Annotated in this window: 12 protein-coding genes; 9 read left to right on the forward strand and 3 right to left on the reverse strand. The window is 63.4% G+C overall.

What is annotated here, in order from left to right; translation table 11 throughout:
- Window positions 1-99 precede the first annotated feature (99 nt).
- Both betT and epsC read right to left on the reverse strand, forming a co-directional pair.
- A complete protein-coding gene (gene betT / locus EGJ22_RS15115; RefSeq protein ID WP_009682232.1) occupies window positions 100-2,103 on the reverse strand; it encodes a choline transporter BetT in 2,004 nt (667 codons plus the stop codon).
- A 288-nt stretch (window positions 2,104-2,391) separates the two neighbouring features.
- Window positions 2,392-3,324 (reverse strand): serine O-acetyltransferase EpsC, encoded by a 933-nt coding sequence (gene epsC / locus EGJ22_RS15125; protein WP_029884772.1) that lies wholly within the window; start codon window positions 3,322-3,324, stop codon window positions 2,392-2,394.
- A gap of 307 nt (window positions 3,325-3,631) precedes the next feature.
- Here epsC and tcyJ point away from each other — a divergent pair, with 307 nt between their 5' ends.
- The 9 genes from tcyJ (at window position 3,632) to EGJ22_RS15170 (ending at window position 12,662) form a co-directional block, all read left to right on the forward strand.
- Window positions 3,632-4,426 carry a cystine ABC transporter substrate-binding protein gene (gene tcyJ / locus EGJ22_RS15130; RefSeq protein ID WP_029884773.1) on the forward strand — a complete coding sequence of 265 codons (795 nt, stop codon included), beginning with the start codon at window positions 3,632-3,634 and terminating at the stop codon, window positions 4,424-4,426.
- Window positions 4,423-5,091: a cystine ABC transporter permease gene (gene tcyL / locus EGJ22_RS15135; protein WP_009682229.1), complete on the forward strand. Its 669-nt coding sequence runs from the start codon at window positions 4,423-4,425 to the stop codon at window positions 5,089-5,091. Before tcyJ ends, tcyL begins: the two co-directional genes overlap by 4 nt.
- Window positions 5,092-5,093: 2 nt before the next feature.
- The gene (gene tcyN, locus EGJ22_RS15140; protein ID WP_029884774.1) at window positions 5,094-5,852 is read left to right on the forward strand and encodes an L-cystine ABC transporter ATP-binding protein TcyN; all 759 of its coding nucleotides are present in this window, start codon (window positions 5,094-5,096) and stop codon (window positions 5,850-5,852) included.
- A 301-nt stretch (window positions 5,853-6,153) separates the two neighbouring features.
- The gene (locus EGJ22_RS15145; RefSeq protein ID WP_029884775.1) at window positions 6,154-7,395 is read left to right on the forward strand and encodes an SfnB family sulfur acquisition oxidoreductase; all 1,242 of its coding nucleotides are present in this window, start codon (window positions 6,154-6,156) and stop codon (window positions 7,393-7,395) included.
- A gap of 150 nt (window positions 7,396-7,545) precedes the next feature.
- Entirely contained in the window at window positions 7,546-8,727 is a 1,182-nt protein-coding gene (locus EGJ22_RS15150; protein WP_029884776.1) for an SfnB family sulfur acquisition oxidoreductase, read from the forward strand.
- A complete protein-coding gene (locus tag EGJ22_RS15155) occupies window positions 8,727-10,124 on the forward strand; it encodes an LLM class flavin-dependent oxidoreductase (protein WP_029884777.1) in 1,398 nt (465 codons plus the stop codon). Before EGJ22_RS15150 ends, EGJ22_RS15155 begins: the two co-directional genes overlap by 1 nt.
- Complete coding sequence (locus EGJ22_RS15160) at window positions 10,117-10,917, forward strand: MetQ/NlpA family ABC transporter substrate-binding protein (RefSeq protein WP_029884778.1); 801 nt, start codon at window positions 10,117-10,119, stop codon at window positions 10,915-10,917. The genes EGJ22_RS15155 and EGJ22_RS15160 overlap by 8 nt, the downstream gene beginning before the upstream one ends.
- A 1-nt stretch (window position 10,918) precedes the next feature.
- Complete coding sequence (locus tag EGJ22_RS15165) at window positions 10,919-12,028, forward strand: methionine ABC transporter ATP-binding protein (protein WP_029884779.1); 1,110 nt, start codon at window positions 10,919-10,921, stop codon at window positions 12,026-12,028.
- A complete protein-coding gene (locus tag EGJ22_RS15170; protein ID WP_009682222.1) occupies window positions 12,018-12,662 on the forward strand; it encodes a methionine ABC transporter permease in 645 nt (214 codons plus the stop codon). The genes EGJ22_RS15165 and EGJ22_RS15170 overlap by 11 nt, the downstream gene beginning before the upstream one ends.
- Before the next feature lie 31 nt (window positions 12,663-12,693).
- Here EGJ22_RS15170 and dibA read toward each other — a convergent pair whose 3' ends face one another.
- Window positions 12,694-14,589 carry a phosphodiesterase DibA gene (gene dibA, locus EGJ22_RS15175; RefSeq protein WP_029884780.1) on the reverse strand — a complete coding sequence of 632 codons (1,896 nt, stop codon included), beginning with the start codon at window positions 14,587-14,589 and terminating at the stop codon, window positions 12,694-12,696.
- Window position 14,590 lies beyond the last annotated feature (1 nt).

Raw genomic sequence — 14,590 nt, forward strand, 5'->3', positions numbered from 1 at the left:
GGCACGCCCGCTCCCACAGGTCCGGCACCGGTTTCGAAACCTGTGATGTACCTGTGGGAGCGGGCGTGCCCGCGAAGAGGCCAGAGCAGGAAAGCCTGGTCAGCGGACCAGATGCAGGAACTGCATGTGTCGCTCGTACTGGTCGAGGATGTCGTTGATGATCTGCTCCTTGCTGTAGCCAACCAGGTCGTAGTTCTGGCTGCCTTCGCTCAGGTACACCTCCGCCCGGTAGTAGCGGCGGTTCTTCAACTCCTGCGTGCCCAGCCCACCCAGGGCGAACGATGGCGTGAAGTAGCCACGCATCTGCACCTGGTAAATGAACGGCTGTTCTTCGCCATGCCCTACTTTCAGGCTGACGTTGTCGTGGCTTGGGTCATCCTGGGTGATCAGCACCAGGCCTTTTTGCTCGAACACCTCACGCACATCGGCAATCGCCGGGCGCACCACATCGTCCATGAAGCGGTACACCTCGTCACGCGACGGGAAGTGCACCGCCTGGCTCAAACGTTGACGCCAGCCGCCACGGCCGCGGCGTGACTGGGCGAACGGTGCCAGCGAGTGCATTTGCGCGATCTGCCGTTGCGACTCCAGGTAGAAGGCCTTGTGCAACCCCCACATCATGCACAGCAAGATCAACGAGAACGGCAGCGAGGTCAGTACCACCGCCGACTTCAGTGAATCAATGCTGCCCGCGAACAACAGCGCACTGGTGACCAGCGCGGTCATCGCGCCCCAGAAAATGCGCAGCCAGTTCGGCCCGTCCTCATCGGCATCCCCACCGGTGGCCGACAAGGTCGACAGCACCACGGTGCCAGAGTCGGCCGAGGTGACGAAGAACACGAAACTGATGAACACCGTGGTGGCGATCACCACCTTGCTCCAGGGGTAGGTTTCCAGCAGCAGGTACAGGCTCATGGACGGGTTGTCCAAGGCCGACTGGCCCAGCGCGGTCATGCCGTGGTTGATGACCTGGTCCAGGGCACTGTTGCCGAAGATCGACATCCACGCCAGGGTGAAGCCCAGCGGGATCAGCAGCACGCCAAAGACGAACTCGCGGATGGTACGGCCGCGGGAAATGCGCGCAATGAACAAGCCCACGAACGGCGCCCAGGCAATCCACCAGGCCCAGTAGAACACTGTCCAGCCACCCAGCCAGTCGCGGTTCTCACCGTAGGCATACACGTCGAAGCTCTTGCGCGGCAAGGCGCCCAGGTAATCGCCAAGGTTCTGGATGAGGGTGTTGAACAGGTGCTGGGTAGGCCCGGCGAACAGCACGAACAGCAGCAATGCGCAGGCCAGGAACAGGTTGATGTCGCTCATTACCCGCACGCCCTTCTCTACCCCGGCAACGGCTACGGCCACCGCCGCGCCCATCATCAGGGTGATGAGGATCACCTGCACCCACTGGCTGTGGCTGATGCCGAACAGGTAATCCAGGCCGGCATTCAGGTGCAGCACGCCAAAGCCCATGTCGGCGCCCAGGCCGAACACGGTGGCGATGATGCCGAAGCCGTCCACCGCATAACCGATCGGCCCGTTGATGCGCTTGCCGATCAGCGGGTACAGCGCCGAACGCAACGCCAGCGGCAGGTTATGGCGGTAGGCGAAGTAGGCCAGCGCCATGCCGACGAAGGCGAACACGCCCCAGCCATGCAACCCCCAGTGCAGGAACAGGATCTGCATGGCCTGGCGCCCGGCCTCCGCAGTGCCCGCTTCGCCTTGGGGCGGCTGCAGCATATGGGTCAGCGGTTCGGACACACAGAAGAAGAACAACGTAATGCTGATGCCAGCCGCAAACAGCATGCCGGCCCATGACAGGTAACTGAACTCGGGCTCGTCGTGGTCGGCACCGAGCTTGATCTTGCCGTAGCCGGACAAGGCGGTGACCACCACGAAGACCAGGTACAGGGTCATTGCCAACATGTAGTACCAGCCGACCGTATTGGCCGCCCAGTTCTGCGCCGCCAGCAACCAGTCGCCTGCGGTTTGCGGGTTGGAGATGACCACCAGGCCGAAGATAAGGATGAAGCTTGCCGCAAAGTAGAACACCGGCGGGTTCATGCGGATCTTGCTGGTGGAAAGGGATGGGGTCGGTGCACTCATGGGGCAGGCACCTCGTCAAAAGACGTGAGGTTCGGAATGAACGGGTTCAGCAAAGGAATCCTCCTGTTGAACACCGGCAGCGGACCAGCGTTTTTTCATTGAACAAGCGTTCAAGTTAAACATGGATCGGTGTTCAATGCGAATTGGGGCGCCGACTGGCGCGCTTCTGGCCCGGCCTTTTCGCGGGCAAACCCGCGCCTGGCGCGCACATCGGTCGCTCGATGTGCGGTCCTTGTAAGAGCCCGTTTCACCTTGAAAAGTGCCGGTGCACGCCAGGCAAATTTCAGGTCAATGCTTGTCTTGGCAATCCAGCTGCAAGTTGGCCTGGGTGATGTTGCTCTCGGCTGGCACACTGCGGGTCAGCCACACGTTGCCGCCAATGGTCGAGCCTTTACCGATGGTGATGCGCCCCAGTACCGTGGCGCCGGCATAGATCACCACATCGTCTTCGACGATTGGGTGGCGTGGCAGGCCTTTGTGCAAGGTGCCCGACTCGTCGCTTGGGAAACGCTTGGCGCCAAGGGTCACAGCCTGGTAGATACGCACGCGCTCGCCGATGATCGCGGTTTCGCCAATGACCACCCCCGTACCATGGTCGATGAAGAAACTCGGCCCGATCTGCGCCCCAGGGTGAATGTCGATACCGGTGGCTGAATGCGCCAGTTCCGAACTGATGCGCGCCAGCAGTGGCAGGCCTGCCCGGTACAGATGGTGCGCCAGGCGGTGGTGGATGATCGCCAGAACGCCGGGGTAGCACAGCAGCACCTCATCGACGCTACGGGCCGCCGGGTCGCCGTGGTAGGCAGCCAGCACATCGGTGTCGAGCAACACCCGCAGCGCTGGCAAGGCTGCCGCGAAATCCTGTACCAGCCTCAGCGCGTGAGCATCCACACCGGCCAGCTCGGCCTGGCTTTGCCGGGCGGCGTAACGCAGCTCCAGTCGGGCCTGGGCCAGCAAGGCGGTCAGGGCGGCATCGAGGGTGTGGCCAACGTAGAAATCTTCACTTTCTTCGCGCAGGTCGACCGGGCCCAGGCGCATAGGGAACAGCGCACCACAGAGTTGCTCAAGGATCTGCCGCATCGCCTCGCGCGACGGCAGCTCGCGGCCACCCTGCTCGCCGCTGCTGCGGCCATTGCGGGTGCGCCACTGCTCACGCGCGCCGCGCAGGCCGGTTACGATGCTCTGCAACTGCCAGCGCCCGGATAATGGTTGTTCGCTCACGGTTTTCTCCTGCCGTATAGGCCATCGGGTTGTTTCGCCATGCCCGCGAAAGGGCCGGGCGTGCCTGCGTGCAATCCACTCTACGGCAAATCCGCCTCTTGGAAAAAACTACGCTTTATTCCATCCTGCGCCATGTCGGGCACACCCTGCGGTGACGGCGCAGGCAACCTCGCCTACCCTCAAAGCAATCACGCTCTGATAACGAACAAAATGGAAGTAACAAAATATTTTTTTATTATTTCCAGGCCTAAAAAGCCAGCTCTATAGTCGCCACCCTCTCCCTACACAACACGCGCGGGGCTCTGCCATGTCGAAGTTCGTCAAACCGCTACTCAATGCCAGCCTGGCCCTTGTGCTGGGTGCTGGTCTGCTCGGCCAGGCCCTCGCCGGCGAAGAGCTGAAAACCATTCAGGAAAAAGGCGTGATCAACGTCGGCCTCGAAGGCACCTACCCGCCGTTCAGCTTTCAGGATGAAAACGGCAAGCTGACCGGTTTTGAAGTCGAGCTCTCCGAACTGCTGGCCAAAGAGCTGGGGGTCAAGGCCAAGATCCAGCCAACCAAGTGGGACGGTATTCTCGCCGCGCTGGAGTCCAAACGGCTGGACATCGTGGTCAACCAGGTGACCATTTCGGAAGAACGCAAGAAGAAGTATGACTTCTCCGAGCCTTACACCATCTCCGGCATCCAGGCGCTGATTCTCAAGAAGAAGGCCGAGCAGCTGAATATCAATGGTGCACAGGATCTGGCCGGCAAAAAAGTCGGCGTGGGTCTGGGCACCAACTACGAGCAGTGGGTGAAACAAGACGTACCGAAAGCCGAGGTGCGCACTTATGAAGACGACCCGAGCAAATTCGCCGACCTGCGCAACGGCCGCATCGACGCCATCCTGATCGACCGCCTGGCGGCGCTGGAATACGCGCAAAAAGCTAAGGACACCGAACTGGCCGGCCCTGCCTTCTCGCGCCTGGAAAGCGGCGTGGCTCTGCGCAAGGGCGAGCCTGAACTGTTGGCGGCCATCAACAAGGCCATCGACAAGCTCAAGGCTGACGGCACGCTGGCCAAGCTGTCGGAAAAATATTTCGGTGCCGATGTCACTAAATGATCGCTGAAAGCCTGCAACTCGTAGCCGACTCCGCGCCCTTCCTGCTCAAGGGCGCGGGTTACACCGTACTGCTCAGCGTGGGCGGCATGTTCTTCGGCCTGGTGCTGGGCTTTGCCCTGGCGCTGATGCGGCTGTCGAAGGTATTGCCGCTCAACTGGCTGGCGCGGATCTATGTGTCGTTCTTTCGCGGCACGCCGCTGCTGGTGCAACTGTTCGTGATCTATTTCGGCATGCCGCAGATCGGGATCGAACTCGACCCTATCCCGGCCTCGCTGATTGGCCTGTCGCTGAACATGGCGGCTTACATCTGCGAAATCCTGCGCGCGGCGATTTCATCGATTGACCGTGGCCAATGGGAAGCTGCGGCCAGCATCGGCATGACCCGGGTGCAGGCCATGCGCCGGGCGATCCTGCCCCAGGCCCTGCGCACCGCCCTGCCACCGCTGGGCAACAGCTTCATTTCGCTGGTCAAGGACACCGCCCTGGCAGCCACCATCCAGGTACCCGAGCTGTTCCGCCAGGCCCAGCTGATTACCGCACGCACCTTCGAAGTGTTCACCATGTACGTAGCGGTTGCGGTTATCTACTGGGTGCTGTGCAGCATCCTCGCGCACTTCCAGAACCGTATGGAAGCGCGGGTCAACCAGCATGACCAGGAGCATTGAGCATGATTGAAGTCAAAGGCCTGACCAAGCGGTTCAAGGGCCAGACCGTGCTCAACGGCATTGACCTGACCGTACAGCCTGGCGAGGTGGTGGCCATCATCGGCCCCAGCGGCTCGGGCAAGACCACCTTCCTGCGCTGCCTGAACCTGCTGGAAACGCCCGACGCCGGGCAGATAAAGATCGGCGCCATCAGCATCGATGCCAACCGCCCGCTGGGGGGGCAGCAAAGTGCAATCCGCCGGTTGCGCCAGCAGGCCGGGTTCGTGTTCCAGAACTTCAACCTGTTCCCGCACCGCACAGCCTTGGAAAACGTGATCGAGGGGCCGGTGATCGTCAAGAAGACCCCGCGCGAACAGGCTGTCGAACTGGGCCGCCGCTTGCTGGCCAAGGTAGGCCTGGCGGGCAAGGAAGATGCCTACCCGCGTCGCCTGTCCGGTGGCCAGCAGCAGCGGGTGGCCATCGCCCGCGCCTTGGCCATGGAGCCCGAGGTGATTCTGTTCGACGAGCCGACCTCGGCGCTGGACCCGGAACTGGTGGGTGAAGTGCTGGCGACCATTCGCGGCCTGGCGGAAGAAAGGCGCACCATGGTCATCGTCACCCACGAAATGAGCTTTGCCCGGGACGTGGCTAACCGGGTGATCTTCTTCGACAAAGGCGTGATCGTGGAGCAAGGCGAGGCCAAAGCGCTGTTTGCTGCGCCGAAGGAAGAGCGTACCCGGCAGTTCTTGCGCAAGTTCCTTGGGACTGCTGCTTCCGAGTAGGCCTGCTCTGGGCCCTTCGCGGGCTCGCCCGCTCCCCACAGGGTTAACGCTGTGGGAGCGGGTTCATCCGCGAAGAGGTCGGCGTAGCCGCGGAAATCTCTCCTTCTATATATATTCCAAAGAGTTAGTTCATTAAATTTTTATAAAGCATTAGGGTATATCAACCGGACCACCGGACCAGCACACGTTCGCCGCGACCAGCTGTAGCGGCTTTACTTTTCGCGAGGTCAGGAATGGTCAGCATCACAATTTCCCCAGTGCGTAACGCCAGGGCATTGAGTACAGCCAAGGAGCGGTACTGATGTCCAGCCAACCCAACAGCCTATTACACAGCGATCTCGACAGCGCTCCCCCGTTGCTGCCAGCCAAGGTGTTGCGCAACGACGCCGAAGCCTTGCAAGCGGCACGCGAACTGGCCGAGGTCGCCCGCGAGCATGCCGCCCGCCGCGACCAGCAACGCAAGCTGCCATGGGCCGAGGTCGAGCTGTTCACCCGCAGCGGGCTGGGTAGCATCAGCGTGCCCAAGGCCCACGGGGGCCCCGATGTTTCGTTCGCCACCATCGCTGAAGTGTTTCGCCTGATCAGCGCCGCCGACCCGGCCCTGGGGCAGATCCCGCAGAACCAGTTCGGCATCTTGCAACTGCTGCGCCTGACGGCAAGCGAAGCGCAACAGGCGTTGGTTTTCCGCAGCGTGCTCGAAGGCTGGCGCATCGGCAATGCCGGGCCCGAGCGCGGCACCAAGGACACCCTCACGCTCACCGCGCGTATCACCCGCAACGGCGACGGTTATCGCATCAGTGGCGAGAAGTTCTATTCCACCGGCGCCCTGTTCGCCCATTGGGTGGCGGTCAAAGCCCTGGACGACGACGGCCGTCAGCGCCTGGCGTTCGTACGTAGAGGCAGCCCGGGGCTGCGCATCGTCGATGACTGGTCCGGGTTTGGCCAGCGCACTACCGCCAGCGGCACGGTGCTGCTGGACCAGGTGCCGGTGGAGGCGGCGCTGGTGATCGACAACTGGCGCCAGCGCGATATACCCAATACCCAGGGCGCGGTCTCGCAGTTGATCCAGGCAGCAATCGATGCAGGTATCGCTGAAGCGGCCATCGAAGATGCGATCAAGTTCGTTCGCGAGAAGTCGAGGCCTTGGGTCGACGCCAATGTCGAGCGCGCCAGCGACGATCCTTACGTGATCGCTGACGTCGGGCGCCTGAAGCTTGAACTGCACGCGGCGCAAGCGTTGCTGCGCAAGGCCGCGCAGGTGCTCGACGAGGTCAGCGCCGCGCCCGTCGATGCCGCGAGCGCGGCGCGCGCGTCCATTGCGGTGGCCGAAGCCAAGGTGCTGACCACTGAAATTGCCCTGCAGGCCAGCGAAAAGCTGTTCGAGCTGGCTGGCAGCCGCGCCACCCTTGCCGAATTCAACCTCGACCGCCACTGGCGCAACGCCCGGGTGCACACGCTGCATGACCCGGTGCGCTGGAAGTACCACGCGGTTGGGGCTTACCACCTTAACGGGACCTTGCCCGCGCGGCATTCCTGGATCTGAATTCAATGGCCTTGGGGGCTGCTTTGCAGCCCATCGCGACACAAGGCCGCTCCTACCCGTGGCGCGGACCGGCATGGAACCGCGTATCCCTGCAGGAGCGGCCTTGTGTCGCGATGGGCCGCATAGCGCTCCCAAGGCCCGGAGAAACCCATGAACATCAGAATCATCACCAGCGACACCCAAGCCCTGCATGTCGCCGACGAAATCGCCCAACAACTGCGCCGCGACAGCGCCCTGCGCGACCGCGAACGCCGGCTGCCGCACAGCGAACTGGACCTTTTCACCCGCTCCGGCCTGTGGGCCATTAGTGTGCCCAAGGCCTTCGGCGGCGCTGGCGTGTCCAACGTCACCCTGGCCAAGGTCATCGCCCGCATCGCCCAGGCCGACGGCTCGCTGGGGCAGATCCCACAGAATCATTTCTACAGCCTGGAAGTACTGCGGGTAAACGGCAGCCCCGAACAACAGAAGCGGCTGTATGGCGAAGTGCTGGCCGGCCGCCGTTTCGGCAATGCCCTGGCCGAACTGGGTACCAAGACCGCCAACGATCGCACCACCCGCCTGAGCCGTGACGGTGACGGCTTTCGCATCAATGGCCGCAAGTTCTATGCGACTGGCGCCATCTACGCCCAGCGTATTCCTACGTCGGTGGTCGATGAACAGGGCGTGCAGCACCTGGTGTTCGTGCCGGCCGATAGCCAGGGCGTGCAGGTGATCGACGACTGGAGCGGCTTTGGTCAGCGCACCACCGGCAGTGGCTCGGTTCTGCTGGACAACGTTTACGTCAGCGCAACGGACGTGGTGCCTTTCCAGAGCGCCTTCGAGCGCCCCACCCCGGTCGGCCCGCTGGCGCAGCTTCTTCACGCCGCCATCGACACCGGCATCGCCCGCGCCGCCTACGAGGATGCCCTGCACTTCGTGCGCACCCGCAGCCGACCATGGGTCGACGCAGGCCTGGACAAGGCAAGCGATGACCCACTGACGCTGAAAAGCTTCGGTCACCTGGCGATCCGCCTGCACGCGGCCGAAGCCCTGCTGGAACGCGCTGGCGAATACCTCGACCGCGCTCGCAACGACAGCACCGCCGACACCGTCGCCGCGGCGTCCATCGCCGTGGCCGAAGCGCGTGCCATCAGCACGGAAATCGCGCTTGCCGCCGGCACTGCCCTGTTCGAACTGAGTGGGAGCCAAGCGACGCTGGCCGAGCACAACCTCGACCGCCATTGGCGCAACGCCCGCGTGCACACCTTGCACGACCCGGTCCGCTGGAAATACCACGCCATCGGCAATTACTACCTCAACGACGTCAACCCGCCACGCCGGGGGACCCTCTGATGGCCAAGCAAATCCTGCTCAATGCCTTCAACATGAACTGTGTCGGGCACATCAACCACGGCCTGTGGACCCACCCACGGGACACTTCGACCCAGTACACCAGCCTGGAGTACTGGACCCAGCTCGCACGCCTGCTGGAGCGCGGCCTGTTCGATGGGCTGTTCATCGCCGATATCGTCGGTACCTACGATATCTATGGGCAATCGCTGGACGTCACCCTCAAGGAGGCCATCCAGTTGCCGGTCAATGACCCCTTGCTGCTGGTTTCGGCCATGGCCGCCGTCACTCGCCACCTGGGTTTTGGCCTTACCGCCAACCTGACCTACGAGGCGCCGTACCTGTTCGCCCGACGCCTATCCACCCTGGACCACCTGAGCCAAGGCCGGGTTGGCTGGAACATCGTAACCGGTTACCTCGACAGTGCCGCCCGCGCCATGGGCCTGGCACAGCAACCCGAACATGACCGCCGCTACGACCAGGCCGACGAATACCTGCAGGTGCTGTACAAGCTGCTGGAGGGCAGCTGGGCCGACGACGCGGTGGTCGCTGATCGCGAGCAGCGCATCTATGCCCGCCCCGACAAGGTGCGCAAGGTGCAGCACCATGGCGAGTTCTACAAGGTCGAGGGCTACCACCTGTGCGAGCCCTCGCCGCAGCGCACCCCGGTACTGTTCCAGGCAGGCAGTTCGCAACGCGGCCTGGGCTTCGCCGGGCAACATGCCGAATGTGTGTTCATCAGCGCTCAGGACAAGACCGCGGCCCGCGCCCAGGTCGAGCAGGTACGCGCGGCTGCCTCGGCTGCCGGGCGCGACCCGCAGGCGGTCAAGGTCTTCATGGGCATCACGGTAATCGTCGCGGCGACCGAGCAACAGGCCCAGGCCAAGCATGCCGAGTATCTGCAGCACGCCAGCGCCGAGGCCGGCGTCGCACATTTTGCGGCCTCGACCGGCATTGACTTCGCGGCCTATGCACTGGACGAGCCGATCCCCTTCAGCCAGGGCAACGCCATTCAGTCAGCCACGCGCCAGTTGCAGGGCAACGCCTGGACCCGCCGGCGCCTGTTGCAACAGCACGCGCTGGGCGGGCGCTACGTGAAGGTGGTCGGCGACCCCGAGCAGGTCGCCGAACAGTTGATCGCCTGGCTCGACAAGACCGGCCTGGACGGCTTCAACCTGACCCGCACCGTCACCCCGGAGAGCTTTGAGGACTTCATCGATTTGGTCGTTCCTCAACTGCAACAACGCGGCCGCTACAAGACCGCGTACGCCGAGGGCACCCTGCGCCAGAAACTGTTCCAGGCCGACCACCCGCACTTGCCCGCCGACCACCCTGGTTCGGCTTACCGCTTTACCCGCACCCCTACCCCTGCACCGACTGGAGCCCTGCACCATGCTTGAAAAACTGTTCCGGCCCGTCGTGGCCATCGCCCTGTCCCTCGGCCTGTGCGCCACTGCCCAGGCCGCCGAACCCCTGAAGATCGGCACTACCTCGGCCTTTGCGATCCCGCTGGAAGCCGCCGTGGAAGAAGCCCACAAGCAAGGCCTGGAGGTGAAGCTGATCGAGTTCAGCGACTGGATCGCGCCCAATGTCAGCCTCAACAGCGGCGACATCGACGTGAACTACTTCCAGCACATCCCGTTCCTGGAGAATGCCAAGGCGGCTGCGGGCTTCGACTTGGTGCCCTATGCACCGGGCATCATCAACAACGTGGGGCTGTACGCGAAAAAGTACAAAAGCTTCGCCGACCTGCCTGAAGGGGCGAGCGTGGCCATCGCCAACGACCCGATCAACAGTGGCCGCGGCCTGCAACTGCTGGCCAAGGCCGGGTTGATCACGCTCAAGCCAGGGGTTGGCTACAAAGCCACCGAGGACGACATTGTCGCCAACCCGAAAAAGCTGAAGATCCTGCAAGTCGAAGCCGTGCAGCTGGTGCGTGCTTATGACGACGCCGACCTGGTGCAGGGGTACCCGGCATACATTCGCCTGGCCAACAGCTTCGATGCCAGTTCAGCGCTGCTGTTCGACGGTCTGGAAAACAAGGAGTACGTGATTCAATTCGTGATTCGCCCGCAGAGCAAAAACGACCCACGCCTGGCACAGTTCGTCGACATCTACCAACATTCGCCTGCCGTACGCGCAGCGTTGGACAAGGCTCACGGCAAGCTGTACCAGGCCGGTTGGGAAGGCTGACATGAGCCAGGCCAGCGCATTCAAGGCGCCCACCCCCCAACCGCGAGCGTCAACGGCCAGGGAGCACGCCCTGCACCCGGAAATCAATCAAGCCCATGTACGCTTCATCGGCCTGGGCAAGACCTACCCTGGGCAGGCGCAACCCGCTTTGCACGGCATTGACCTGAACATTCGCCAGGGCGAAGTGTTCGGCATCATCGGCCGCAGCGGCGCCGGCAAATCTTCGTTGCTACGCACCATCAACCGCCTGGAACGCCCCAGCCACGGCCGGGTACTGATCGACCAGGTGGACATCGCGGCGTTCGATGACGACCAGCTGGTGGCGCTGCGCCGGCGTATCGGCATGATCTTCCAGCATTTCAATCTGCTGTCGGCGAAGACGGTGTGGCAGAACGTCGAGCTGCCCTTGAAGGTGGCGGGCGTGGCCAAGGGCGAGCGACAACGCAAGGTCCGGGAGCTGCTGGCACTGGTCGGCCTGCAGGAGAAACACCACGTGTACCCCGCGCAATTGTCAGGCGGGCAGAAACAGCGCGTGGGCATTGCCCGGGCGCTGGTGCATGACCCCGAGATCCTGCTGTGCGACGAAGCCACCTCCGCGCTGGACCCGGAGACCACGGCCTCGATCCTGGAACTGCTGCGCGATATCAACCGGCGCCTGGGCCTGACCATCGTGCTGATTACCCACGAGATGGCGGTCATCCGTGATATCTGCCACCGGGTGGTGGTGCTGGACCGCGGCGAGGTGGTCGAGCAGGGCGAGGTCTGGCGTGTCTTCGGCGCCCCACGCCACGAGGTCACCCGAACCCTGCTTGCGCCGCTGCAGGCGCGGCTGCCTGCGGCGCTGCAAGCCAGCCTGCAGCCCCACCCCACAAGCCGTGACTGCGCCGTGGTACTGCAACTGACTGTGCTTGGCGAGCCTGAACTGTCTGCCCTGTTCCACGACCTGGGCGGTCGCGTCCGCCTGCTGCAGGGCGGCGTGGCGACCATTGGCGAGCACGCCCTGGGCCAGTTGATCCTGTCGGTGCAGCACGCACCGCACGATACCCAACAATTGCTGCAACGCGCCCGCCGTTGGGCGGACAACGTGGAGGTGCTGGGCCATGTGGTTTGATCGTCTGCTGGAAGGCTTGCTCGATACCCTGCTGATGGTTGGCGTGTCCTCGCTTATCGCCCTGCTGCTGGGGGTACCCCTGGCACTGCTGCTGGTCACCAGCGGCAGGGGTGGCATATTCGAGGCAGCCTTGCTGAACCGGGTACTGGGCGCCTTCGTCAACCTGTTCCGCTCGATCCCGTTCCTGATCCTGATGGTCGCGCTGATCCCGTTCACCCGGCTGGTGGTGGGTACGACCTATGGTGTGTGGGCGGCGGTTGTCCCGCTGACCATCGCCGCCACGCCGTTCTTTGCCAGGATCGCCGAGGTCAGCCTGCGCGAAGTCGACCATGGCTTGGTGGAAGCCGCGCAGGCCATGGGTTGCCGGCGCTGGCACATTGTCTGGCATGTGTTGTTGCCCGAAGCGTTGCCGGGCATTGTCGGCGGTTTCACCATCACCTTGGTGACCCTGATCAACTCCTCGGCCATGGCCGGGGCGATCGGTGCCGGAGGGCTGGGCGACATCGCCTACCGGTATGGCTACCAGCGCTTCGACAGCCAGATCATGCTGACCGTGATCGCCATGCTGGTGGCGCTGGTGGCGTTGATCCAGCTGGGTGGCGACCGATTGGCGAAAGGCTTGAACAAGCGTTGAGTTCTTCGCGGGCAAACCCGCGAAGAGGCCCTCAATCCCAGTGCAAATCAGCAGCCGGCACCGGCCGCCCGAACCAGTACCCCTGCCCCAGCTGGCACTGCTGCTGCAGCAGGAAGGCGGCCTGCTCTGCCTGCTCGATACCCTCGGCATGCACCTGCATGCCCATGCTGCGGGCCAGGGCGATGATCACCCGCACGATCGCGATGTCATCCTCATCCAGCGGCAACCCGGCAACGAAGCCCTGGTCGATTTTCAGCTTCTGAACGGGCAAACGCTTGAGCCGCAGCAGCGAAGAATAGCCGGTGCCGAAGTCATCAATGGCCAGGGTCACGCCAAGCTCACGTAAGCGGTGAAGTTGCTCCAGCGCCACCTCTGGGTCTTCCATCACAGCGCTTTCGGTCACTTCCAGCTCCAGCAAGGCGGGGGCCAGGCCGGTGTCGTGCAGGACGTCGGCCACTTGCCGGTACAACTCATGTTGGCCAAACAGCCGGCTGGAGATGTTCACCGCCACGAACGCCAATTGCCGGCCTTGCGCCTGCCACTGCACCATTTGCCGGCAGGCCTGGCGCAGCACCCAGGCATCGATCTCGGCAATCAGGCCGGTACGCTCGGCGATCGGGATGAACTCGCCCGGCGGCACCAGGCCGCGCTGCGGATGCTGCCAGCGCACCAACGCTTCGACCCCGACCAGGCTGCCGGTCGCCAGGTCGTGTACCGGCTGGAAAAACACCCGCAGTTCGTCATGCTCCAGTGCGCGGCGCAACTCGCCCGCTGTTTCAACCCGGTGCTGGGCGTGGGCCGTCAGTTCTTCGGTGTACAGCGCATAGCAGGCTCGCCCATTGCCCTTGGCCTTGTACAACGCCGAATCGGCGTTGCGCAGCAACTGTTCGGCACACAAGGCATCGCTGGGGAACAGGCTGATACCGGCACTGACACTGATGAACAACCGATGGCCATCGAACAGGAACGGCTCGCGCATGCGCTCGATGATGCCCTGCGCCAGTTTGCCTGCCTGGCCGACTTGCTGGCAGCCTTCGACCAGCACGCCGAACTCGTCACCGCCCAGCCGGGCCAAGGTCACACCATTGCCCAGTATCTTGCCCAGGCGCTCCCCCACCAGCCTCAGCAACTGGTCACCGATGGTGTGGCCAAGGCCATCGTTGATGCTCTGGAAGTGGTCCAGGTCCAGCAGCAGCAGGGCGCACCCACGCTTGTTGGCCTGCGCCGCGGCCAGGGCCTGCTCGACGCGGTCGTTGAACAGCAAGCGGTTGGGCAGGCCAGTCAGCGGGTCGTGGTGGGCCAGGTAGGCCAGTTCCTGCTCCGAATGCTTGATCGCGCTGATGTCACTGAACACGGCCACGTAATGGCTCAGCTCACCCTCGTCATCGTGAATAGCGCAGATGGTCTGCCACTGCGGGTAGATTTCGCCGCTTTTGCGCCGGTTCCAGATTTCGCCGCTCCACTCGCCCTTTTCAGCCAGGGTGGCGTAAACCTGCTGGTAGAAGGCCTGGCCATGGCGGCCCGACTTGAACTTGCTCGGGCGCTGGCCGATCACCTCGTGCTGCTGGTAACCGGTAATGCGCATGAAGGCACGGTTGACGTGCACGATCAGGCCCTGGCGGTCGGTTACCAGCACCCCTTCCAGGGTACTGTCGAACACCGCGGCGGCCATGCGCAGGCGTTCCCGGTCTTCGCAGCGCAACCGCGCGCCATGGCCGATGAAATGCAGCAGCCGCACCCGGGACAGATAAATCAGCAAGGCACTGCACAGCACCCACACCACCACGTTGATCTGCCGCCCTACGGTCAATGCCAGGGGGTCGTCGGTCATGCTCTGCAGCATCACCTCGGCCAGCACTAGCCAGAGGATCGAGAGCACCACATAGAGCGCGGCCATGCGCAAGGCGTCGCGAACGGAAACAGACATG

The organism is Pseudomonas sp. p99-361 (assembly GCF_003935475.1).
GTDB classification, from domain to species: Bacteria; Pseudomonadota; Gammaproteobacteria; order Pseudomonadales; family Pseudomonadaceae; genus Aquipseudomonas; species Aquipseudomonas juntendi.

Excerpts from the sequence above, each read along its gene's own strand:
- tcyL (WP_009682229.1), top strand. The coding sequence starts at position 4,423 with ATGATCGCTGAAAGCCTGCAACTCGTAGCCGACTCCGCGCCCTTCCTG.
- EGJ22_RS15170 (WP_009682222.1), top strand. The coding sequence starts at position 12,018 with ATGTGGTTTGATCGTCTGCTGGAAGGCTTGCTCGATACCCTGCTGATG.
- EGJ22_RS15155 (WP_029884777.1), top strand. The coding sequence starts at position 8,727 with ATGGCCAAGCAAATCCTGCTCAATGCCTTCAACATGAACTGTGTCGGG.
- EGJ22_RS15160 (WP_029884778.1), top strand. The coding sequence starts at position 10,117 with ATGCTTGAAAAACTGTTCCGGCCCGTCGTGGCCATCGCCCTGTCCCTC.
- EGJ22_RS15145 (WP_029884775.1), top strand. The coding sequence starts at position 6,154 with ATGTCCAGCCAACCCAACAGCCTATTACACAGCGATCTCGACAGCGCT.
- tcyJ (WP_029884773.1), top strand. The coding sequence starts at position 3,632 with ATGTCGAAGTTCGTCAAACCGCTACTCAATGCCAGCCTGGCCCTTGTG.
- tcyN (WP_029884774.1), top strand. The coding sequence starts at position 5,094 with ATGATTGAAGTCAAAGGCCTGACCAAGCGGTTCAAGGGCCAGACCGTG.
- betT (WP_009682232.1), bottom strand. The coding sequence starts at position 2,103 with ATGAGTGCACCGACCCCATCCCTTTCCACCAGCAAGATCCGCATGAAC.
- EGJ22_RS15165 (WP_029884779.1), top strand. The coding sequence starts at position 10,919 with ATGAGCCAGGCCAGCGCATTCAAGGCGCCCACCCCCCAACCGCGAGCG.
- EGJ22_RS15150 (WP_029884776.1), top strand. The coding sequence starts at position 7,546 with ATGAACATCAGAATCATCACCAGCGACACCCAAGCCCTGCATGTCGCC.
- dibA (WP_029884780.1), bottom strand. The coding sequence starts at position 14,589 with ATGTCTGTTTCCGTTCGCGACGCCTTGCGCATGGCCGCGCTCTATGTG.